At 60.6% G+C, this 20,705-nt stretch carries 19 protein-coding genes; 14 read left to right on the forward strand and 5 right to left on the reverse strand.

All coding sequences use genetic code 11. The features are described 5' to 3' along the window. Positions 1-142: 142 nt before the first annotated feature. Positions 143-994, reverse strand: coding sequence for a glycine betaine ABC transporter substrate-binding protein (locus tag CER19_RS08245; RefSeq protein WP_003233255.1), 852 nt, complete (start codon positions 992-994; stop codon positions 143-145). 332 nt (positions 995-1,326) lie between these two features. Between CER19_RS08245 and CER19_RS08250 the strand changes: the two genes are divergently transcribed. Further along, complete coding sequence (locus CER19_RS08250) at positions 1,327-2,880, forward strand: glycosyl hydrolase family 17 protein (protein WP_116666056.1); 1,554 nt, start codon at positions 1,327-1,329, stop codon at positions 2,878-2,880. A 106-nt stretch (positions 2,881-2,986) separates the two neighbouring features. Here the strand turns inward: CER19_RS08250 and CER19_RS08255 are convergent, their stop codons facing one another. After that, complete coding sequence (locus tag CER19_RS08255) at positions 2,987-3,355, reverse strand: hypothetical protein (protein ID WP_116666057.1); 369 nt, start codon at positions 3,353-3,355, stop codon at positions 2,987-2,989. A gap of 234 nt (positions 3,356-3,589) precedes the next feature. Here CER19_RS08255 and CER19_RS08260 point away from each other — a divergent pair, with 234 nt between their 5' ends. Both CER19_RS08260 and CER19_RS08265 read left to right on the forward strand, forming a co-directional pair. After that, complete coding sequence (locus CER19_RS08260; RefSeq protein ID WP_003189995.1) at positions 3,590-4,888, forward strand: serine protein kinase PrkA; 1,299 nt, start codon at positions 3,590-3,592, stop codon at positions 4,886-4,888. Then, positions 4,881-5,669: a VacJ family lipoprotein gene (locus CER19_RS08265; protein ID WP_054898378.1), complete on the forward strand. Its 789-nt coding sequence runs from the start codon at positions 4,881-4,883 to the stop codon at positions 5,667-5,669. The genes CER19_RS08260 and CER19_RS08265 overlap by 8 nt, the downstream gene beginning before the upstream one ends. A 56-nt stretch (positions 5,670-5,725) precedes the next feature. Here CER19_RS08265 and CER19_RS08270 read toward each other — a convergent pair whose 3' ends face one another. After that, positions 5,726-6,640 carry a DUF808 domain-containing protein gene (locus CER19_RS08270; protein ID WP_116666058.1) on the reverse strand — a complete coding sequence of 305 codons (915 nt, stop codon included), beginning with the start codon at positions 6,638-6,640 and terminating at the stop codon, positions 5,726-5,728. A gap of 134 nt (positions 6,641-6,774) precedes the next feature. Between CER19_RS08270 and CER19_RS08275 the strand changes: the two genes are divergently transcribed. Next, positions 6,775-7,380 (forward strand): TetR/AcrR family transcriptional regulator, encoded by a 606-nt coding sequence (locus tag CER19_RS08275; protein WP_116666068.1) that lies wholly within the window; start codon positions 6,775-6,777, stop codon positions 7,378-7,380. Between the two features lie 203 nt (positions 7,381-7,583). Then, positions 7,584-8,042, forward strand: a complete 459-nt coding sequence (locus CER19_RS08280; protein WP_116666059.1) for a transposase — start codon at positions 7,584-7,586, stop codon at positions 8,040-8,042. Positions 8,043-8,173: 131 nt separating this feature from the next. Here CER19_RS08280 and CER19_RS08285 read toward each other — a convergent pair whose 3' ends face one another. Then, positions 8,174-8,614, reverse strand: coding sequence for a heme-binding protein (locus tag CER19_RS08285; RefSeq protein WP_020302584.1), 441 nt, complete (start codon positions 8,612-8,614; stop codon positions 8,174-8,176). Positions 8,615-8,870: 256 nt separating this feature from the next. Between CER19_RS08285 and gcl the strand changes: the two genes are divergently transcribed. The 9 genes from gcl (at position 8,871) to CER19_RS08335 (ending at position 19,686) form a co-directional block, all read left to right on the forward strand. Further along, positions 8,871-10,646 (forward strand): glyoxylate carboligase, encoded by a 1,776-nt coding sequence (gcl, locus tag CER19_RS08290; protein ID WP_003189987.1) that lies wholly within the window; start codon positions 8,871-8,873, stop codon positions 10,644-10,646. 10 nt (positions 10,647-10,656) lie between these two features. After that, positions 10,657-11,439, forward strand: coding sequence for a hydroxypyruvate isomerase (gene hyi / locus CER19_RS08295; RefSeq protein WP_003189985.1), 783 nt, complete (start codon positions 10,657-10,659; stop codon positions 11,437-11,439). Between the two features lie 123 nt (positions 11,440-11,562). After that, complete coding sequence (locus CER19_RS08300) at positions 11,563-12,453, forward strand: 2-hydroxy-3-oxopropionate reductase (RefSeq protein ID WP_116666060.1); 891 nt, start codon at positions 11,563-11,565, stop codon at positions 12,451-12,453. Between the two features lie 157 nt (positions 12,454-12,610). After that, positions 12,611-13,891, forward strand: a complete 1,281-nt coding sequence (locus CER19_RS08310; protein ID WP_116666062.1) for a glycerate kinase — start codon at positions 12,611-12,613, stop codon at positions 13,889-13,891. Further along, positions 13,881-15,296: a pyruvate kinase gene (pyk, locus tag CER19_RS08315; protein ID WP_116666063.1), complete on the forward strand. Its 1,416-nt coding sequence runs from the start codon at positions 13,881-13,883 to the stop codon at positions 15,294-15,296. Before CER19_RS08310 ends, pyk begins: the two co-directional genes overlap by 11 nt. A gap of 105 nt (positions 15,297-15,401) precedes the next feature. Then, positions 15,402-16,277, forward strand: a complete 876-nt coding sequence (locus tag CER19_RS08320) for an urea transporter (protein WP_116666064.1) — start codon at positions 15,402-15,404, stop codon at positions 16,275-16,277. 31 nt (positions 16,278-16,308) lie between these two features. Then, positions 16,309-17,133 carry an ion transporter gene (locus CER19_RS08325; protein ID WP_116666065.1) on the forward strand — a complete coding sequence of 275 codons (825 nt, stop codon included), beginning with the start codon at positions 16,309-16,311 and terminating at the stop codon, positions 17,131-17,133. Between the two features lie 94 nt (positions 17,134-17,227). Next, positions 17,228-18,229: a sulfate ABC transporter substrate-binding protein gene (locus CER19_RS08330; RefSeq protein ID WP_116666066.1), complete on the forward strand. Its 1,002-nt coding sequence runs from the start codon at positions 17,228-17,230 to the stop codon at positions 18,227-18,229. A 251-nt stretch (positions 18,230-18,480) separates the two neighbouring features. Next, positions 18,481-19,686 carry an MFS transporter gene (locus tag CER19_RS08335; RefSeq protein ID WP_116666067.1) on the forward strand — a complete coding sequence of 402 codons (1,206 nt, stop codon included), beginning with the start codon at positions 18,481-18,483 and terminating at the stop codon, positions 19,684-19,686. A gap of 118 nt (positions 19,687-19,804) precedes the next feature. Here CER19_RS08335 and CER19_RS08340 read toward each other — a convergent pair. After that, positions 19,805-20,705 (reverse strand): M10 family metallopeptidase C-terminal domain-containing protein (locus tag CER19_RS08340; RefSeq protein WP_256660402.1); only part of this gene is annotated, 901 nt, incomplete at its 5' end.

Genomic DNA, 20,705 nt, shown 5'->3' on the forward strand with positions numbered 1-20,705 from the left:
AGATCGAGCTTAGCGAGGATTTGTAAAAAATGTAGGAGCGAGCTTGCTCGCGAAAAACGTCAACGATAACGCGTTCATTCTGGATGATCGCGGTGCCTGTGCGTTCTTCGCGAGCAAGCTCGCTCCTACAATTGGGGCGGGGTTATTTAGCGGTCCATTCGGCGACGCGCTCGGGGTGCTTGGCTACCCAGTCCTTGGCCGCGGCGTCCGGCTTGGCGCCTTCTTGAATCGCCAGCATGACTTCACCGATTTCATCCTTGGAGGCCCACTGGAATTTCTTCAGGAAGGCTGCGACTTCCGGCGCTTTCTTCTCCAGGCCCTTGCTGCCGATGCTGTTGACGGTTTCAGCAGCACCATAAATCCCTTTTGGGTCGTCCAGGAAACGCAGTTTCCACTTGGCGAACATCCAGTGCGGCACCCAACCGGTGACCGCAATCGACTCCTGCTTGTCTTCGGCGCGGGTCAGCTCGGCAATCATCGCCGCACCCGAGCTGGCTTGCAGTTTGTAGTCCAGGCCATATTGCTTGATAGCTTCGTCGGTCTTGAGCATTACGCCTGAACCGGCGTCGATGCCGACGATCTTGTTCTTGAAGGTGGTATCGGTCTTGAGGTCTTCAATGGACTTGGCCTTGACGTATTCCGGCACGATCAGGCCGATCTTGGCATCTTTGAAGTTGGGGCCGTAGTCGACCACCTTGTCCTTGTTCTTGGTCCAGTATTCACCGTGGGTCACCGGTAGCCAGGCGGAGAGCATGGCATCGAGTTTGCCGGTGGCGACGCCCTGCCACATGATCCCGGTGGCAACCGCTTGCAGTTTTACGTCGTAGCCGAGCTTTTGCTTGATCACCTCTGCCGCCACATGAGTAGTGGCCACGCTGTCGGACCAGCCGTCCACGTAGCCGATGCTCAGGGTCTTGCTGTCGGCACTGGCCAGTGTGGAGCCCATCGCAACTACCAGAGTGGCAGCTGCGCCCAAGAGTCGTCGCATCTTCATAGTACTTCCCCGAAAGTGCTGCGCCCGACGGATGCCGAGCGACGTCAAACTGTTGTTATAGGGTGCACCGCGCCCCCTTCACGCGCATCGATCCGGTTGCTGAGGCATCAGTGGAGTACTGACAGTTTTATCTTCAACCTGCGTAGGCATTTGCCCTGCTCTGTCAACGACCTTGGTTGAGCAAGAAACGACATCACATCGCCAGTAGGATGCTTTGTAGGCGTTATCGCCAGAATCCCGCCCGAAGTTTGCATGTCAAAATTATGCAGCCGCACTGGGCTGCGGCAAATCCGGGTAAGATGCGCGCCTTTGCTCCCCCAGATAAGCCGACCATGCCCGCGACTGCCCGCTTCCCTGCCCTGCCCTATTTCTTCGCCTTGATCCTCGGCGTGCTTGCCCTTGTCGGCTACTGGTACGGCCTCGGCCGGCCCGTGGTGTTGCCAGACGTCGCCAGCGCCAGCCATAAGCTGCAATGTGCGTCCTACACGCCGTTCGACAAAGACCAATCCCCATTCGACCAACCGTTCACGCTGCGCCCCGAACGCATGGACGCCGACCTGGCGCTGCTTGCCACGCGCTTTGAATGCATTCGCACCTACTCCATGACCGGCTTGGAGGCCCTGCCAGACATGGCGCGCAAGCATGGGTTGAAAGTGATGGCCGGCGCCTGGGTCAGCAGTGACCCCGTGGCGACCGAAAAAGAGATCAACGAGTTGATCGCGGCGGCCAACGCCAGCCCGGACGTGGTGACCTCGGTGATCGTCGGCAACGAAGCCCTGCTGCGCAAGGAAGTCACTGCCAAGCAATTGGTGGCGCTGATCCATCAGGTTAAAAGCCAGATCAAGCAGCCCGTCACCTATGCCGATGTCTGGGAGTTCTGGCTGCAACACCCGGAAATCGAGCCGGCGGTGGACTTCCTGACCATTCACCTGCTGCCGTACTGGGAGGATGAGCCGTCCGGCATCGACCAGGCGCTCAAGCATGTGGGCGATGTGCGCCAGACCTTCGGCCATAAATTCGCGCCCAAGGACATCGTGATCGGCGAAACCGGCTGGCCCAGCGAAGGCCGCCAGCGCGAAACCGCCGTGCCCAGCCGGGTCAATGAAGCCAGGTTCATGCGCGGTTTCGTGGCCATGGCCGAAGCCAATGGCTGGCGCTACAACCTGATAGAAGCCTTTGACCAGCCATGGAAACGTGCGAGCGAAGGGGCTGTGGGCGGTTACTGGGGGCTGTTCGATGCAGACCGTCAGGACAAAGGTATCCTCGCCGGCCCGGTGACCAATGTGCCGTACTGGCCGATGTGGCTGGGCGTCGGCGGGCTCATCCTGCTAGGCACCCTGGTGCTCGGCGGCCGCGTTCGCAGCACTCGCTCTGCGTTAGTACTGCCGTTGCTAGGGGCCGTCGCAGCGTGCTCCATCGGCAGTTGGGCCGAACTGACCCGCGTTACCGCGCGCTTCAGCGATGAATGGGTATGGGCAGGCTTGCTGGTGGTGCTGAACCTGCTGGTGCTGGCCCATGCCGCCCTGGCCCTCAGCGCCCGCGAAGGCTGGCGTGAGCGCGGGCTCAACTGGCTGGAGCAGCGCGCCGGTTGGCTGGTGGCTATCGCCGGGTTTGCCGGTGCGGTGATGATGCTGGCGCTGGTGTTTGACCCGCGCTATCGCAGCTTCCCGAGCGCAGCGCTGGTGTTGCCGGCCCTGGTGTACCTGATACGCCCGGTGACCGGACCGCGTCGGGAGATTGCGTTGCTGGCCTTTATCATCGGTGCCGGCGTTGCGCCGCAGTTGTACCGCGAAGGGCTATTGAATCAGCAGGCCTGGGGTTGGGCAGTGGTCAGCGTGCTGATGGTTGCGGCTTTGTGGCGTTGCTTGCGAGTGCGCAAGGCTTGACACCGCTATCGCAGGCAAGCCAGCTCCCACAGTTGATTGGGTTCACACATTTCTATCTGTGAGTACGGTCAAATGTGGGAGCTGGCTTGCCTGCGATGAGGGCACATCAGGCGCTGCGCGGCTTCCTGACCAACCGCAACCCCGCAATCACCACCGCAAACACCGCAAACGTCGTGTTGTACAACGCCAGCGCCGGCAACCCGAACACCAACCCCACTACCGCCAACGCCCATCCCGCACGGCCCGGTACAAAAAAGCCCAGCACCGAGGTGATCAACGCCGCCCACCCCAGCAGCTTGAAATGAATCATCAACCCCAAATTCGAACGCACCTGGCATTCCCAGCGGCCGGCCTCATCAGCGCAGATGCCAACCCATTGCCCATCCTCCATAAAGCCATAGCGTGCGGCATAACTGGCGGCCAGCCATAACGGCAGGGCAATAAGCAGCAGGATCAACGGCAAACGACGGGACATGGGGCACTCCGATAGGCAAAAACGGCGCTCAGCTTAATCCCACGGCGGCCGTTAGCAAGGTGTTCGCGCAGATATCTGTTCAACAATGCATGGCAAAGTGTATCGTCTCGCTACTATTACCCCGATTCCGACGTTTAATTCCGACTTTTCGTGCCGAGTGCTGGCACTTCGGTGACAAGGCGGTGGTCATAGCCTGCGAACTTCATTCAGCCCGTTCCTCTTAGGGATTTAGTCATGCTCCGTTCCTTGCGCTGTGCTGCCTTGCTGGGCAGCCTATTTTTGAGTGCGTCAGCACTGGCCGTCGATATCGACCAAGCCAGCTATGGCTACCCTTTGACCAACCCGTTCGAAGCGACCATCGCCACCACGCCTCCCGATCTGCGGCCAACCCTGCCGACAGATGACGAGATCAACCAGTCCGACTACACCCTGACGATGCGCCCCGAGCGCGAGTTCAGCCTGCCGGACAATTTTTGGGCGGTGAAGAAACTCACCTACCGTATTGCCAAGCAGGACCGCGCCGCGCCTTTGATCTTCCTGATCGCCGGCACCGGTGCACGCTTTGACAGCAGCATCAACGAATACCTGAAAAAGCTGTATTACCAGGCCGGCTACCATGTGGTGCAGCTGTCCTCGCCCACCAGCTTCGACTTCATCAGCGCCGCTTCGCGCTTCGCCACCCCGGGCATCACCCAGGAAGACGCCGAAGACATGTACCGCGTGATGCAAGCCGTACGCGCGCAGAACGCCTCGTTGCCAGTGACCGATTTCTACCTCACCGGCTACAGCCTGGGCGCCCTGGATGCGGCGTTTGTCAGCAAGCTGGATGAGACCCGCCGCAGCTTCAACTTCAAGAAAGTGCTGCTGCTCAACCCGCCGGTCAACCTCTATACCTCGATCACCAACCTCGACAAGCTGGTACAGACCGAGGTCAAGGGCATCAACAACAGCACCACCTTCTATGAGTTGGTGCTGAGCAAACTGACGCGTTACTTCCAGCAAAAAGGCTACATCGACCTCAACGATGCCTTGCTCTATGACTTCCAGCAGTCCAAGCAGCACCTGAGCAATGAACAGATGGCCATGCTGATCGGTACCTCGTTCCGCTTCTCGGCCGCTGACATTGCGTTCACTTCGGACTTGATCAACCGCCGTGGCCTGATCATTCCGCCCAAGTACCCGATCACCGAAGGCACCAGCCTCACGCCGTTCCTCAAGCGTGCCCTGCAGTGTGACTTCGACTGCTACCTCACCGAACAAGTGATCCCGATGTGGCGCGCTCGTTCCGATGGCGGCAGCCTGCTGCAACTGATCGACCAGGTCAGCCTGTACGCACTCAAGGACTACCTGCGCGACAGCCCGAAAATCGCCGTGATGCATAACGCCGACGATGTGATCCTCGGCCCTGGCGACCTGGGTTTCCTGCGTAAAACCTTCGGCGATCGCTTGACCGTCTACCCGCTGGGCGGCCACTGCGGCAACCTCAATTACCGCGTCAACGCCGACGCCATGCTGGAGTTCTTCCGTGGCTAAATATCTTCTGCTGCTCGCCGCACTGATGTGCGCAGGCGTGGCCAATGCCGACAACAGCAAGGCCCAAGAACCCGTCAAGGTCGATGCCGACGGCTTCAAGGAGCCGCTGACCAAGCTCAAGTTCAACCCAGGCTTGGACCAGCGTGAGTTCGAACGCTCCACGCTCACCGCGCTTAACGTCTATGACCCACTGGAGTCGTGGAACCGCCGCGTGTACCACTTCAACTATCGCTTCGACCAGTGGGTATTCCTGCCGGTAGTAAACGGTTACCGCTACGTCACGCCGAGCTTCCTACGCACCGGCGTGAGCAACTTCTTCAACAATTTGGGCGATGTGCCCAACCTGATGAACAGCTTGTTGCAGCTCAAGGGCCATCGCTCGCTGGAAACCACCGGGCGCCTGCTGGTCAACACCACCATTGGCATCGCCGGCCTGTGGGACCCGGCTACCGCCATGGGCCTGCCGCGCCAGAGCGAAGACTTCGGCCAGACCCTGGGCTTCTACGGTGTACCGGGTGGCGCCTATGTGATGCTGCCGATCTTCGGCCCCTCGAACCTGCGTGACACCGGCGGCCTGCTGGTGGACTACAGCGCCGAATCGCAGATCAACTTCCTCAACGTGTCCGAAGTCAGCTCCAACCATCCGGAAGTCTGGGCCCTGCGCGCCGTCGATAAGCGCTACCAGACCAGCTTCCGCTACGGCCAGATGAACTCGCCGTTCGAGTATGAGAAGGTGCGGTATATCTACACCGAATCGCGCAAGTTGCAGATCGCCGAATAAACAGCAGCGACAAAAAAAGGCCATTCGATTGAATGGCCTTTTTTATGCCTGCCGTCTCACCCTCGCAGTGCTTTCCAACCCTTGCCCACCACGCTGACCACTGCCAGGACGACGGCGCCTGCGATGATTCCCGCCAGCGCATTGAGCAACGTCGGCATCAACCATGCCAGCGCACCCGTGCTTTGGCTTACCGTTTCGATCCAATGATGCACCACAGGCACGCCATGGGTGAGGATGCCGCCACCGACCATGAACATCGCGGCGGTGCCGATCACTGACAGGCTCTTCATCATGTAGGGGGCCGCACTCAGGATCGCGCCGCCAATACTGCGCGCCACCTGACCCGGCTTCTGCGTCAGCCACAGCCCCAGGTCGTCGAGCTTGACGATACCGGCCACCAATCCATATACGCCGATGGTCATGACAATGGCGATACCCGACAGCACAATCACCTGTTGCGTGAGCTGCGCGTCGGCGACGATGCCGAGGGTGATGGCAATGATTTCGGCGGACAGAATGAAGTCGGTACGGATGGCACCCTTGATCTTGTCTTTCTCGAACGCCACCAGATCGGTTGCCGGGTCGGCCACCGCTTCAGCCAACTGCGCGTGTTCGGCTTGATCTTCAGCCTTGCTGTGCAGGAATTTGTGGGCGAGTTTTTCGAAGCCCTCGAAACACAGGTAGGCGCCGCCGAGCATCAACAGTGGTATCACCGCCCACGGAGCGAAGGCGCTGATCAACAGGGCCGTCGGCACCAGGATCAATTTATTGATAAACGAGCCCTTGGCCACCGCCCACACCACGGGAATTTCCCGCTCGGCGCGCACACCCGAGACCTGCTGGGCGTTCAGTGCAAGGTCATCGCCCAGCACGCCCGATGTCTTCTTGGCGGCCATTTTTGTCATCAACGCGACGTCATCGAGTACCGCCGCGATATCGTCGATCAACACCAACAAGCTGCTTCCTGCCATGAACCGGACTTCCGTTAGAGAGAGATGGCGCGAGCATAGCGCGGCGCAAGGCCTTGCGGGCAGATTGTTGAGGCTTGCGGATGGCCGGTGCTACCATGCGCAACCGCCTGTCATGGCAAGGAAACGTCTGGTTTATGAGCAGCATTCGCGAGCGCAACAAAGAAAAAATCCTGCGGGCGGCGAGCGAGGAGTTTGCCGACAAGGGCTTCGCCGCGACCAAAACCAGCGACATCGCCGCCAAGGCCGGGCTGCCCAAGCCCAACGTCTACTACTACTTCAAGTCCAAGGACAACCTTTACCGCGAGGTGCTCGAAAGCATTATCGAGCCGATCCTGGCCGCCTCCACGCCATTCAACCCCGAAGGCGAGCCCAAGGAAGTATTGAGCAACTACATCCGCTCCAAAATCCGCATCTCCCGCGACCTGCCGTTCGCCTCCAAGGTTTTCGCCAGCGAAATCATGCACGGCGCCCCACACCTGAGCGCCGACCAGGTTGAACAGCTCAATGCCCAGGCCAAGCACAATATCGATTGCATCCAGCACTGGGTGGACCGCGGCCTGATCGCCGCGATTGACCCCAACCACCTGATGTTCAGCATCTGGGCAGCCACCCAGACCTATGCCGATTTCGACTGGCAGATCTCGGCGGTAACCGGCAAGGCCAAGCTGGACGAAGCCGATTATGAGGCCGCGGCGCAGACGATCATTCGGTTGGTGCTCAAGGGGTGTGAGCCGGATTGATAGACCGCGCAGAGGCCATCGCAGGCAAGCCAGCTCCCACACGGATTTGCGCGGGACACAAAATGTAAAATGGTCACAATCCCCTGTGGGAGCGGGCTTGCCCGCGATAGCGCCAATCCAGACACATCCTGCTAAAAGCCTGCCGATCAGCCTTCGCCCCTCAGTCTAGCCTCTCAGAACACCATCTGAAGAGAGGCCAAGGAATGCCTGATCTACCTGCTTCAAAACGCCTGCGCATCGGTCGCTATAACGAATCCAACCGCATTTACCTGCTCACCACCAACACCCTTGAACGTGAGCCCATCTTCAGCGACTTCAGACTTGGCCGTCTGGTCGTACACCAATTCAGGATCGCTCAATATAAAGGGCTCGCAACCTCATTGGCCTGGGTAGTAATGCCTGATCATTTCCATTGGCTTGTTTCTCTGGAGAAAGGTTCGCTTGCCGACTTGATGCGACAAGTGAAGTCCAAGAGCACCCGAGTGGTAAATGCGGTGGCTGGCCGCCAAGGTCGCCTCTGGCAGCCGGGCTTTCATGATCATGCCGTGCGTCGAGAGGAAAGCCTTGAGGGGATTGCACGTTACATCGTAGCCAATCCACTCAGGGCCGGGCTGGTAAAGAAGTTTGGTGACTATCCGCTGTGGGATGCCATTTGGGTTTGACTGTAGACCGAGTCGACTGCATCGCAGGCAAGCCAGCTCCCACACTGATTGGATTCACACAGTTGGATTTGTGAACACCGCCAATGTGAGAGCTGGCTTGCCTGCGATAGCTTACTCACAGTCAGAACGATTCAAGCCGACACCCCCGCATCCGCCATCAACCCCACTCCCTCTATCGCCGTGATCGCACACTGCTCGTCAATATCGGACGTGTCCCCGCTGATCCCGATTGCGCCCAGCACCATGCCGCTCTGATCACGAATCAACACTCCACCCGGTGCCGGCACGACGCTGCCCTGCCCCAGGCTGTTCAACGCCGCGATAAACGCCGGGCGCTGTTGGGCGTCCAGTGCCAGCAAACGTGAACCCTTGCCCAGGGCTATGGCACCCCAGGCCTTGCCGATGGCGATTTGCGGGCGTAGCAGGCTGGCGCCGTCTTCGCGTTGCAGGGTGACCAGGTGGCCGCCGCTGTCGAGCACGGCGATGGTCAGTGGCGCAGCCGAAATGGTGCGGCCTGCGGTGAGGGCCTGGGTGGCCAGTTGGGTGGCGAGTTTCAAGGTTAAAGCGCTCATAGGTGCCGTCCTTATCTTGTTATGGGTAAAGCGGTGAGGTCTGTTTTATCAGATGCCCGATCACACAAATAGAACACAATGATATTTGTTTTTGTATACAATATTTTCCAACAAAGACTCCATATGTCGAAAAAAGCGCTTCCGACGAACGCAAAGGTCAGTTTACGAAAGGCATTGACCAACGCAGCTCGGCGTGAATACACTTTGGACAGACACCACTTGTATACAATTACAAAACGCAAGAGGCACCAAAACCATGAGCAAAATGAGAGCAATCGAGGCCGCCGTCCTGGTGATGCGCCGTGAAGGTGTGGATACCGCCTTCGGTATCCCAGGCGCCGCGATCAACCCGCTGTATTCGGCCTTGCAGAAGGTGGGTGGCATCGATCACGTCCTTGCTCGCCACGTTGAAGGCGCCTCGCACATGGCCGAGGGCTACACCCGTACCAAGGCCGGCAACATCGGCGTGTGCATCGGCACGTCGGGCCCGGCGGGTACCGACATGGTCACCGGTCTGTACAGCGCCTCCGCCGACTCGATCCCGATCCTGTGCATCACCGGCCAAGCCCCTCGCGCCCGGATGCACAAGGAAGACTTCCAGGCCGTGGACATCACCAGCATCGTCAAGCCAGTGACCAAGTGGGCAACCACGGTGCTGGAACCCGGCCAAGTGCCCTACGCGTTCCAGAAAGCCTTCTATGAAATGCGCTCCGGCCGCCCCGGCCCGGTGTTGATCGACCTGCCGTTCGACGTACAGATGGCCGAGATCGAATTCGACATCGACGCCTACCAGCCGCTGCCCCTGGCCAAGCCGCTGGCGACCCGTGTGCAAGTGGAAAAAGCCCTGGCTCTGCTCGACGCAGCCGAACGCCCATTGCTGGTGAGCGGTGGCGGCGTGATCAACGCCGACGCCAGCGAGTTGCTGGTGGAGTTCGCTGAGTTGACCGGCATCCCGGTAATCCCGACCCTGATGGGCTGGGGCACTATCCCGGACGACCACCCGCTGATGGTGGGCATGGTCGGCCTGCAAACCTCGCACCGCTACGGCAACGCGACGATGCTCAAGTCGGACGTGGTGCTGGGCATCGGCAACCGCTGGGCCAACCGTCACACCGGTTCGGTAGAGGTGTACACCGAAGGCCGTAAATTCATTCACGTCGACATCGAACCGACCCAGATTGGCCGCGTGTTCACGCCGGACCTGGGCATCGTTTCCGACGCCGGCTCCGCGCTGACGATGTTCATTGAAGTGGCTCGCGAGTGGAAAGCCGCCGGCAAGCTCAAGGACCGCAGTGCCTGGTTGCATGACTGCCAACAACGCAAGGCCACCCTGCACCGCAAGACTCACTTCGACAACGTGCCGGTCAAGCCGCAACGCGTGTACGAAGAGATGAACCAGGTGTTCGGCAAAGACACTTGCTACGTCAGCACCATCGGCCTGTCGCAGATTGCCGGCGCGCAATTCTTGCATGTGTACAAGCCCCGCCACTGGATCAACTGCGGCCAGGCTGGCCCACTGGGCTGGACCATTCCCGCGGCGCTGGGCGTGGTCAAGGCCGACCCGAGCCGCAAAGTAGTGGCCTTGTCGGGCGACTATGACTTCCAGTTCATGATCGAAGAACTGGCGGTGGGCGCACAGTTCAAGCTGCCGTACATCCATGTGGTAGTGAACAACTCTTACCTGGGCCTGATCCGTCAGGCCCAGCGTGGGTTCGAGATGGACTACTGCGTGCAGCTGTCCTTCGACAACCTCAACGCCCCGGAACTCAACGGCTACGGCGTCGACCATGTGGCGGTTGCCGAGGGCCTGGGTTGCAAGGCCCTGCGTGTGTTCGAGCCGGGCCAGATCCAACCGGCCTTGCGCCGCGCCCAAGAGATGATCGAAGAATTCAAGGTGCCGGTGATCGTTGAGATTATTCTGGAACGGGTGACCAATATTTCCATGGGCACCGAGATCAACGCCGTCAATGAATTCGAAGATCTGGCTCTGGTCGGCAACGATGCGCCGACTGCCATTTCCCTGCTCGATTAAGGAGAACCCTATGCCGCGCTTTGCTGCCAACCTGTCCATGTTGTTTACCGAACAGGATTTCCTTGCCCGCTTCAAAGCGGCTGCCGATGCCGGTTTCCAGGGCGTGGAGTACTTGTTCCCGTATGAATTCAGCTCTGCCGACATCAAGGCGCAGCTGGACGCCAACGGCCTGACCCAGGTGCTGTTCAACCTGCCAGCCGGTGACTGGGCCAAGGGCGAGCGCGGCCTGGCTTGCCACCCAGACCGGGTCGAGGAGTTCCGTGCCGGGGTCAAACTGGCCATCGCCTATGCCCAGGTCTTAGGCAACACCCAGGTCAACTGCCTGGCGGGTATCCGGCCACAAGGCGTCGATGACGAGACCGTGGAAAAAACCTTCGTCGCCAACCTCAAGTACGCCGCCGAGAAGCTGCAGGCGGCGGGTATCAAGCTGGTGATGGAGATGATCAACACCCGCGACATTCCCGGCTTCTACCTGAATAACACAGCCCAGGCCCTGTCGATTCGCGAGCAAGTGGGCAGCGCCAACCTGTTCCTGCAATACGACATCTACCACATGCAAATCATGGAAGGCGACCTGGCGCGGACCATGGCGACGCACCTGGGCGAGATCAACCACATCCAACTGGCGGACAACCCAGGGCGCAACGAGCCAGGTACCGGTGAGATCAACTACCGCTTCCTGTTCGAGCATCTGGACCGCATTGGTTACGCGGGTTGGGTTGGCTGTGAGTACAAGCCATTGACCACGACCGAGGCGGGTTTGGGTTGGCTCAAAACCCATAACGCCATCTGACAACTGACACAACACAAAACAATGTGGGAACTGGCTTGCCTGCGATGCAGACACCTCGGTGTATCAGGCATCCCCGGATGATGCCATCGCAGGCAAGCCACACATTAAAAGAGGATTTTGATCATGGCTAAAATCGGATTTATCGGCACCGGCATCATGGGCCAACCCATGGCCGCCAACCTGCAGAAAGCAGGTCATCAACTGTTTCTCTCCGAACATCACGGCAAGGCTCCGGCTGAACTGATCAGCGCCGGCGCCGTGGCCCTGGCCAACCCGCAACAAGTGGCCCAGGAGGCCGAGTTCATCATCGTCATGGTGCCCGACACCCCACAAGTCGATGACGTGCTGTTCCGTGCCGACGGCGTGGCTGCGGGCCTGTCGCCGAACAAGGTGGTGATCGACATGAGTTCGATCTCCCCTACCGCCACCAAGGCATTCGCCGCCAAGATCAACCAGACGGGCGCGCAGTACCTGGATGCCCCGGTGTCCGGTGGTGAAGTCGGTGCCAAGGCCGGCACCTTGAGCATCATGGTCGGCGGCGAACCGCAGACCTTCGAACGCGCGCTGCCGCTGTTCCAGAGCATGGGCAAGAACATCACCCTGGTAGGCGGCAATGGCGATGGCCAGACCGCCAAGGTGGCCAACCAGATCATCGTCGCGCTGAACATCCAGGCGGTGGCCGAAGCGTTGTTGTTCGCCTCCAAAAACGGCGCGGACCCGGCCAAAGTGCGTGAAGCGCTGATGGGTGGCTTTGCATCGTCCAAGATCCTGGAAGTGCACGGCGAGCGCATGATCAAGGGCACCTTCGATCCGGGCTTCCGTATCAACCTGCACCAGAAGGACCTGAACCTGGCGCTGGCCGGTGCCAAGGAACTGGGGATCAACCTGCCGAACACCGCCGGCACCCAGCAAGTGTTCAGCACCTGCACGGCAATTGGCGGCGGCAACTGGGACCACTCGGCACTGATCAAGGGCCTGGAGCATATGGCGAACTTCTCGATTCGCGATAAATAACCCACACCGCTGATCGTTCCCACGTTCCGCGTGGGAATGCCTCTTGTGACGCTTCGCGTCACGCTTTGGGCGCAGAGCGTCCCGGACTGCATTCCCACGCAGAGCGTGGGAACGATCGCTGCACCTCTAATAACAAGAATCCCCCGGGAGCCCGCTTATGTCGGTCGATCCGCAACACCTGCTTCGCGAGCTGTTTGCCACAGCCATCGACGCCGCCCACCCCCGGCAAGTCCTTGAATCCTACCTGCCTGCCGACCGCAGTGGCCGTGTGATCGTGATCGGCGCCGGCAAAGCCGCGGCCGCCATGGCATTGGTCGTCGAAGATTGTTGGCAGGGCGAAGTCTCGGGCCTGGTGGTCACCCGCTATGGCCACGGCGCGCCATGCAAAAAAATCGAAGTGGTCGAAGCCGCCCACCCGGTTCCCGATGCAGCCGGCCTGGCCGTGGCCCAGCGCGTGCTGGAACTGATCAGCCATCTGGGTGAAAACGACCGCGTGATCTTCCTGCTCTCCGGCGGTGGCTCGGCACTACTCGCCCTGCCCGCCGAGGGCATCACCCTGGCGGACAAGCAAGCCATCAACAAAGCCCTGCTTAAATCCGGCGCCACCATTGGCGAGATGAATTGCGTGCGCAAGCACCTCTCGGCGATCAAGGGCGGTCGGTTGGCCATGGCCGCGTGGCCGGCCACGGTGTACACCTACGCGATCTCCGATGTACCGGGCGACCAAGCCACGGTGATTGCCTCGGGCCCGACGGTCGGTGACCCGAGCACCTCGCAACAGGCCCTGGCGATCCTCAAGCGTTATCACATCGACGCTCCCGCTTCGGTGCGCAGTTGGTTGCAGAACCCGGCCTCGGAAACCGTCAAGCCCGGCGACCCGGTGCTTGCCCGCAGCCACTTCCAATTGATCGCCCGCCCGCAGCAATCCCTGGAAGCGGTGGCGGTCAAAGTGCGCCAGGCCGGTTTCAGCCCGCTGATCCTCGGCGACCTTGAAGGCGAAGCCCGCGATGTGGCCAAGGTACACGCCGGCATCGCCCGGCAGATCGTGCAGCACGGCCAGCCATTGGCGGCGCCGTGCGTGATCCTTTCGGGGGGCGAAACCACCGTCACCGTACGCGGCGACGGCCGTGGCGGGCGCAATGCGGAATTCCTGCTCAGCCTCACCGACAGCCTCAAGGGCCTGCCCGGCGTGTACGCCCTGGCCGGGGATACCGATGGCATCGACGGTTCAGAAGACAACGCCGGCGCGATCATGACCCCCTGCAGCTACCGCCGTGCCGAAGCCCTGGGCCTGTCGGCCAGCGATGAGCTGGACAACAACAACGGCTACGGCTATTTCGCCGCCCTGGGCGACTTGATCGTCACCGAGCCGACGCGCACCAACGTCAACGACTTCCGCGCCATCCTGATCCTTGAGACTGCCAACCATGACGCCTGACAAGAAGGTCAAAATCCTCGCCACCCTGGGCCCGGCCACCGACGGTATCGACGACATCCGCGAGCTGGTGGAGGCCGGGGTGAATATCTTCCGCCTCAACTTCAGCCACGGCGACCACGCCGACCATGCACAGCGCTACCAGTGGATTCGCCAGGTCGAGCGCCAGCTCAACTACCCGCTCGGCATCCTCATGGACCTGCAAGGGCCGAAGCTGCGGGTGGGACGCTTTGCCGAAGGCAAGGTGCAGCTCGTACGCGGCCAGGCCCTGCGCCTGGACCTGGATGAAACCCCGGGTGACCAACGCCGGGTCAACCTGCCCCACCCAGAAATCATCGCCGCACTGGAGCCGGGCATGGACCTGCTGCTCGACGACGGCAAGCTGCGCCTGCGCGTGATCACCAAGCATGCCGACGCCATCGACACCACCGTGCTCAATGGCGGCGAACTGTCTGACCGCAAAGGTGTGAACGTCCCACAAGCGCTGTTGGAACTGAGCCCACTCACCGCCAAGGACCGCCGCGACCTGAGCTTCGGCCTGGAGCTGGGTGTGGACTGGGTGGCGCTGTCGTTTGTGCAGCGCCCGGAAGACATCCGCGAAGCCCGCGAGCTGATCGGCGATAAAGCGTTTCTGATGGCCAAGATCGAGAAACCTTCGGCGGTGCAGCGGCTGCAAGAAATCGCTGAACTGAGCGACGCGATCATGGTGGCCCGGGGGGATTTGGGCGTGGAAGTGCCGGCCGAGAGCGTGCCGCAGATCCAGAAAGACATCATCAGCACCTGCCGCCAGCTGGGTAAGCCGGTGGTGGTGGCCACGCAGATGCTCGAATCCATGCGCTTCTCGCCGGCACCCACCCGCGCCGAAGTCACCGATGTCGCCAATGCGGTGGCTGAAGGTGCGGACGCGGTGATGCTGTCGGCGGAAACCGCCTCGGGCGAGTACCCGCTGGAAGCGGTGCAGATGATGAGCAAGATCATCCGCCAGGTGGAAAACGGTCCGGACTACCAGGCCCAGCTGGATGTCAGCCGGCCCAAGGCGGATGCCACGGTGTCGGACGCCATCAGCTGTGCGTTCCGCCGTATCAGCAGCATCCTGCCGGTGGCGGTGCTGGTGAACTACAGCGAGTCCGGCAGTTCCAGCTTACGCGCCGCGCGGGAACGGCCTGTGGCGCCGATCCTCAACCTCACGCCCAACCTGTCCACGGCGCGACGCCTGAGCGTGGCGTGGGGCGTGCACTCGGTGGTCAACGATAGGCTGCGCCAGGTGGATGAGGTGTGTTCCACCGCACTGGAAATTGCCCAGGCCCAGGGCATGGCGCAGCGTGGCCATACCTTGGTGATAACTGCGGGAGTGCCGTTCGGGCAGCCGGGGTCTACCAATTCGCTGCGTATCGAAACCCTACTGTAGGAGCGAGCTTGCTCGCGAAGAACGTCAACGATGACGCGCGTATCCTGAATGCACGCGGCGCCCTCAGGTTTTTCGCGAGCAAGCTCGCTCCTACAGGGAGCTGACATGCACAACCCAACCTGCCCCGACTGGGCCGAAGCCCTGCTTAACGGCTTCAGCCAAATCTTCCTGCAGCGCCACCCGCTGTGCGGCCTGCTGTGCCTGCTGGCGATCCTGATCGGCGCCCCGGCGTTGCTCGGCGGTGCCTTGCTGGGGGGTGTCGCGGGGTTGCTCACGGCCCAGCGCCGGGGGTATCCCAAGGCCGAGCGCCAGGCCGGGCTGTATAGTTACAACGGCGTACTGCTGGGCCTGTTGATCAGCCAACACTTTGCCTGGTCGGCGCTGGTGCCGCCGCTGATCCTGGCGTGCGGCGGCTTGAGTGCCATCCTCACTCGGCACTGGTTGAAACACGCGACCCAACCCCTGGATTTGCCCGCGTACACCGCGCCCTTTGTTGGCCTGGGCTGGTTGCTGCTCGGCCAGGTCTCGGAGAACACCCTTGCGCTGAGCGAGCCCGACACTGTCGCTGTACTCGCCGCTCCTTTCACCGGCCTTGGGCAAATCATGCTGCTGGACCAGCCGCTGGCGGGCGTACTGATCGCCTTGGGCTTGCTGCTGGCCAATCGTCGCGCCGTCGCGTGGGCCTTGGGCGGCGCCACTCTCGGCATGCTGGCCGGCCTGGGGTTGAACGACCCCACTGGCGCCCTGCTCGGCCTGCACAGCTATAACCCCGCGCTGGCCGCCCTGGCCCTGTGCTCGTCGCGTCGCCAGCCTTGGTTGCCACTGCTGGGTATCGGCCTGGCCATCCTGCTCACCCCGGGCTTCGCCGCCCTGCACCTGCCCGCGCTGACCGCGCCGTTTATCCTCGCGTGCTGGCTGGTGCGCGCCGGTCAGCGAATGCTGCTCAAGCCTCACATGGACAGCCCGGTCGAATCGCCCTAGGCTTGCTCGATATTCGTTTCAGGCAGGGTTTATGGACAGCAACAACGACTGGCGCCGGCGTCTCTACATCATGGTGTTCCAAAGCGACACCGTCGCCGGGCGGCGCTTTGATGGCATCCTGCTGCTGATCATCCTCGCCAGCCTGGTGATCGTGATGCTCGACAGCATCGATGAGATCCACCAGAACTACGCCGACGTGCTGGCCTATATCGAATGGGGCTTCACGCTGATCTTCGCCATCGAGTACGGTCTGCGCCTGTATTGCTCGCCCAAGCCGCTGCGCTATGCCTTCAGCTTTTATGGTTTGGTGGACCTGCTCGCCATCGTCCCCGGCATCCTCGCGCTGTACTACAGCGACGCCCAGTATCTGCTGATCATTCGCATCATCCGGATGCTGCGCATCTTCCGCGTGCTCAAGCTCAGCCCGTACCTCAAGCAGGCCAACTACCTGATGGCGGCGCTGCGCGGCAGCAAGCAGAAGATCGTGGTGTTCCTGGTCAGCGTGTGCACCCTGGTGACAGTGTTCGGCACCCTGATGTACGTGATCGAAGGCCCGGAACATGGCTTTACCAGCATTCCCAAGGGCATCTACTGGGCCATCGTCACCCTGACTACCGTGGGCTTCGGCGATATCGTGCCCAAGACGCCCCTGGGCCAGGTGATTTCGTCGCTGGTGATGATCACCGGTTACTCGATCATCGCCGTGCCGACGGGTATTTTTACCGCCGAACTGGCCACTGCCATGCGCGGCGAACAGCTGCATACCGACTGCCCAGTGTGCAAGAAGGACAGCCATGAACCCAACGCCGCGTTTTGCGCGCGCTGTGGCAGCAATCTGTTTCGTAAACTGGAATAAGCAAAGTTCGTTTTAATCTTTAAAGCTCTATGCAGGCCCGGCTATAGTCGCTGGCAAATTGCCTCCCCTCTTCTCGAACAACAAGGAATGAGCAGTGAAAAAAATCCTCAGCGCCTCTCTACTGGCCGCCGGCCTGGCCTTGGCGGGCTCCGCCCAGGCAGCGACCACCCTGCTCAACGTCTCCTACGACGTGATGCGCGATTTCTACAAGGACTACAACGCCGCCTTCCAGAAGCACTGGGCAGCCGAGCACCCAGACGACAAGCTGACGTTGCAGATGTCCTTCGGCGGCTCCAGCAAACAAGCGCGCTCGGTGATCGACGGCCTGCCCGCCGACGTGATCACCATGAACATGGCCACCGACATCAATGCCTTGGTCGACAACGGCAAGCTGGTGCCGGACAACTGGGTAACGCGCCTGCCGAACAACAGTGCGCCATTCACCTCAGCCACGGTCTTTATCGTACGCAAAGGCAATCCCAAGGAGTTGAAAGACTGGCCCGACCTGCTCAAGGATGGCGTGCAGGTGATCGTGCCCAACCCGAAGACCTCGGGTAACGGCCGCTACACCTACCTGTCGGCCTGGGGCTACGTGTTGAAGAACGGCGGCGATGAAGACAAGGCCAAGACCTTCGTTGGCAAGTTGTTCAAGCAAGCGCCAGTGCTGGACACCGGTGGCCGCGCCGCCACCACCACCTTCATGACCAACCAGATTGGCGACGTGCTGGTGACCTTTGAAAACGAAGCGGAAATGATCGCCCGTGAGTTTGGCCGTGATCAGTTCGAAGTGGTCTACCCAAGCGTCTCCGCCGAAGCCGAACCGCCGGTGTCGGTGGTGGATAAAGTGGTCGATAAAAAAGGCACCCGTGCCGCGGCCGAGGACTACCTCAAGTATCTGTGGTCGCCCGAAGGCCAGGAAATTGCGGCCAACAACTACCTGCGCCCACGGGACCCTAAGGTGCTGGCCAAGTACACCGACCGGTTCCCCAAGGTGGACTTCCTGTCGGTGGAGAAGACCTTCGGCGACTGGCGCACAGTGCAAAAGACCCATTTCAATGATGGCGGGGTGTTTGACCAGATCTACTCTGGCCAATAACCCATCTGACTGAATCAACTCGGTCAAACCTGTGGGAGCTGGCTTGCCTGCGAAAGCGATCTATCAGTCATATTTCTGGTGACTGGTGCACCGCCATCGCAGGCAAGCCAGCTCCCACTTTTTTGCGTAGGGCAGATGTGTCTGAATGTATCATCAGCCGGCATAAGTGATATCAGCACAGGCAGCCTACTCACTTGAGAGCCTTGTCTTTACTCTCTCACGCCATCGTCCTTCGCCTTTATGAGTACACCATGAACGCAACCTCTCACGCTGCAGGCACCATGACCCGGGGCATGGTCATGCTGTTCGCGTTTTGCTGCGGCGCCATTGTCGCCAACATCTACTACGCGCAACCGATCATCGAGCTGATTGCACCGGACATTGGCCTGACGCCGGCAATGGCCAGCCTGATCGTATCCCTCACGCAAATCGGCTACGCCCTGGGCCTGTTCTTCCTGGTGCCTCTGGGCGACCTGCTGGAAAACCGCAAGCTGATGATCGCCACCACCGTCGTGGCGATCGCCAGCCTGTTGGGGGCGGCGTTTATCGAACAGCCGAACCTGTTCTTGCTGGTGTCGCTACTGATCGGCTTCAGTTCCGTCTCGGTGCAAATCCTGATCCCGCTGGCCGCACACCTGGCGCCGGCCGAATCCCGGGGCCGGGTGGTCGGTAGCATCATGGGCGGCCTGTTGCTGGGCATCCTGCTGGCTCGGCCGGTGTCAAGCGTGGTGGCCGATCACTTCGGCTGGCGTGCGATGTTCATGGCGGCCGCCGCACTGATGGCGTTTATCAGCGTGGTACTGATGCTGACTATCCCCAAGCGCCAGCCCGATCACAGAGCCAGCTACGGCCAGTTGCTGCACTCCCTGGGCACCCTGTTGCGTGAACAACCGCTGTTGCGCCAGCGGGCGTTCTACCAGGGTTGCATGTTCGCCGCCTTCAGCCTGTTCTGGACTGCCGCGCCACTGGAACTGGCGCGTAACCACGGCCTGAGCCAAAGCGAAATCGCACTGTTTGCCCTGGTTGGTGCCCTTGGCGCCATCGCCGCGCCCATGGCCGGTCGCCTGGCCGATGCAGGCCATACCCACCGCGCTTCGCTGCTGGCGATGCTGTTCGGTGCGCTGAGTTTCCTGCCTGCGTTGGTACACCCGCTGTACAGCGTGATTGGCCTGGCCGTCACCGGGGTGGTCTTGGATTTTTGCGTGCAGATGAACATGGTCCTCGGCCAACGCGCCATCTACGCCCTGGATGCCAACAGCCGCAGCCGCCTGAACGCGCTGTACATGACCAGTATCTTTATCGGCGGTGCATTCGGTTCGGCGATTGCCAGCAGCGTGTATGAACACGGCGGCTGGTTGGCCGTGATGCTGGTGGGCAGTGCATTTGCGCTGGTTGCGTTGTTGCGTTTCATGAGCGTTGCACGTAAAGCCGCGTTGGCCAGCGTCCAAGCGTCCTGACGAGCCCGTCAGCCACTTCAAAACGCACAAAAGGGCGGGACTTCATCAACCCGTGAGTAAGTCCCGCCCCCGCCTTGCTTCCAGCAGTGGCGCCCGTCAAAGGCGCGCGATCAAGGCATTAGAGATAACTGCCCTCTTTGATGTTGAGCCCGATGACATCTTCTGGACTGATCATTCGGGTGCTTTTGATCAGGAAGTCGGTCTTGCCATCGCCATCCAGGTCGACCGCCAGCAAGTAACGTCCCGTTTGCGGATTAAACTTGATGATGGTGTCGCCTGCCGCCCCCGTATAGTTCTCGACGAAGTTCAACGCTACCTTGCCGTCAAGCGCCATTTGCGACAGGTCGATCTTGTCCTGCCCCGTGTTGAAGTCCAACAACAAGTCGGCATTGGCACGGGTTGAATCGCTAAAGGCATTGAACTTGAAGGTATTCCACCCGCCGCCGCCCACCAACGTATCGGCCCCCGCGCCACCGGTGAGCACATTATCCGCACTGTTACCGATGATGCGATCGTTACCATGGCCACCCACAGCATTTTCGATCACCGTCTTCTCGCCGATCCTGACGTTTTCCTTCATCCCCCCCACGCTGGAAAACGAACCACCGCGCAAGTTGATGATTTGATCCTGCTTGAAGCCAGAGAAATCAAAGGTATCGTTCCCACGCTCATCCCATACGTTGAAGTCTGGCTTATCGGCCGCGGACGTCAGGGTCGTTTCCGCCTTGCCCGTATTCGAGTTGAATCCATAGGTGGTGTCATCGGTTCTGGTATCGCGGGTTGGCTTGGTCCTATCAGTGACTAGCGGGACGTCACCCTGGGGTAGGGTTTTATCAGTGACCAGCGGGGTATTACCCTTGGGCTGGGTTTTATCCGTTACCAGCGGGGCATCACCCTTCGGCTTGGTTTTATCCGTTACTAGCGGGGCATCACCCTTCGGCTTGGTTTTATCCGTTACCAGCGGCGCATCACCCTTCGGCTTGGTTTTATCCGTTACCAGCGGGGCATCACCCTTCGGC

This window comes from Pseudomonas sp. GL93 (genome assembly GCF_003408955.1).
GTDB classification, from domain to species: domain Bacteria; phylum Pseudomonadota; class Gammaproteobacteria; order Pseudomonadales; family Pseudomonadaceae; genus Aquipseudomonas; species Aquipseudomonas paracarnis.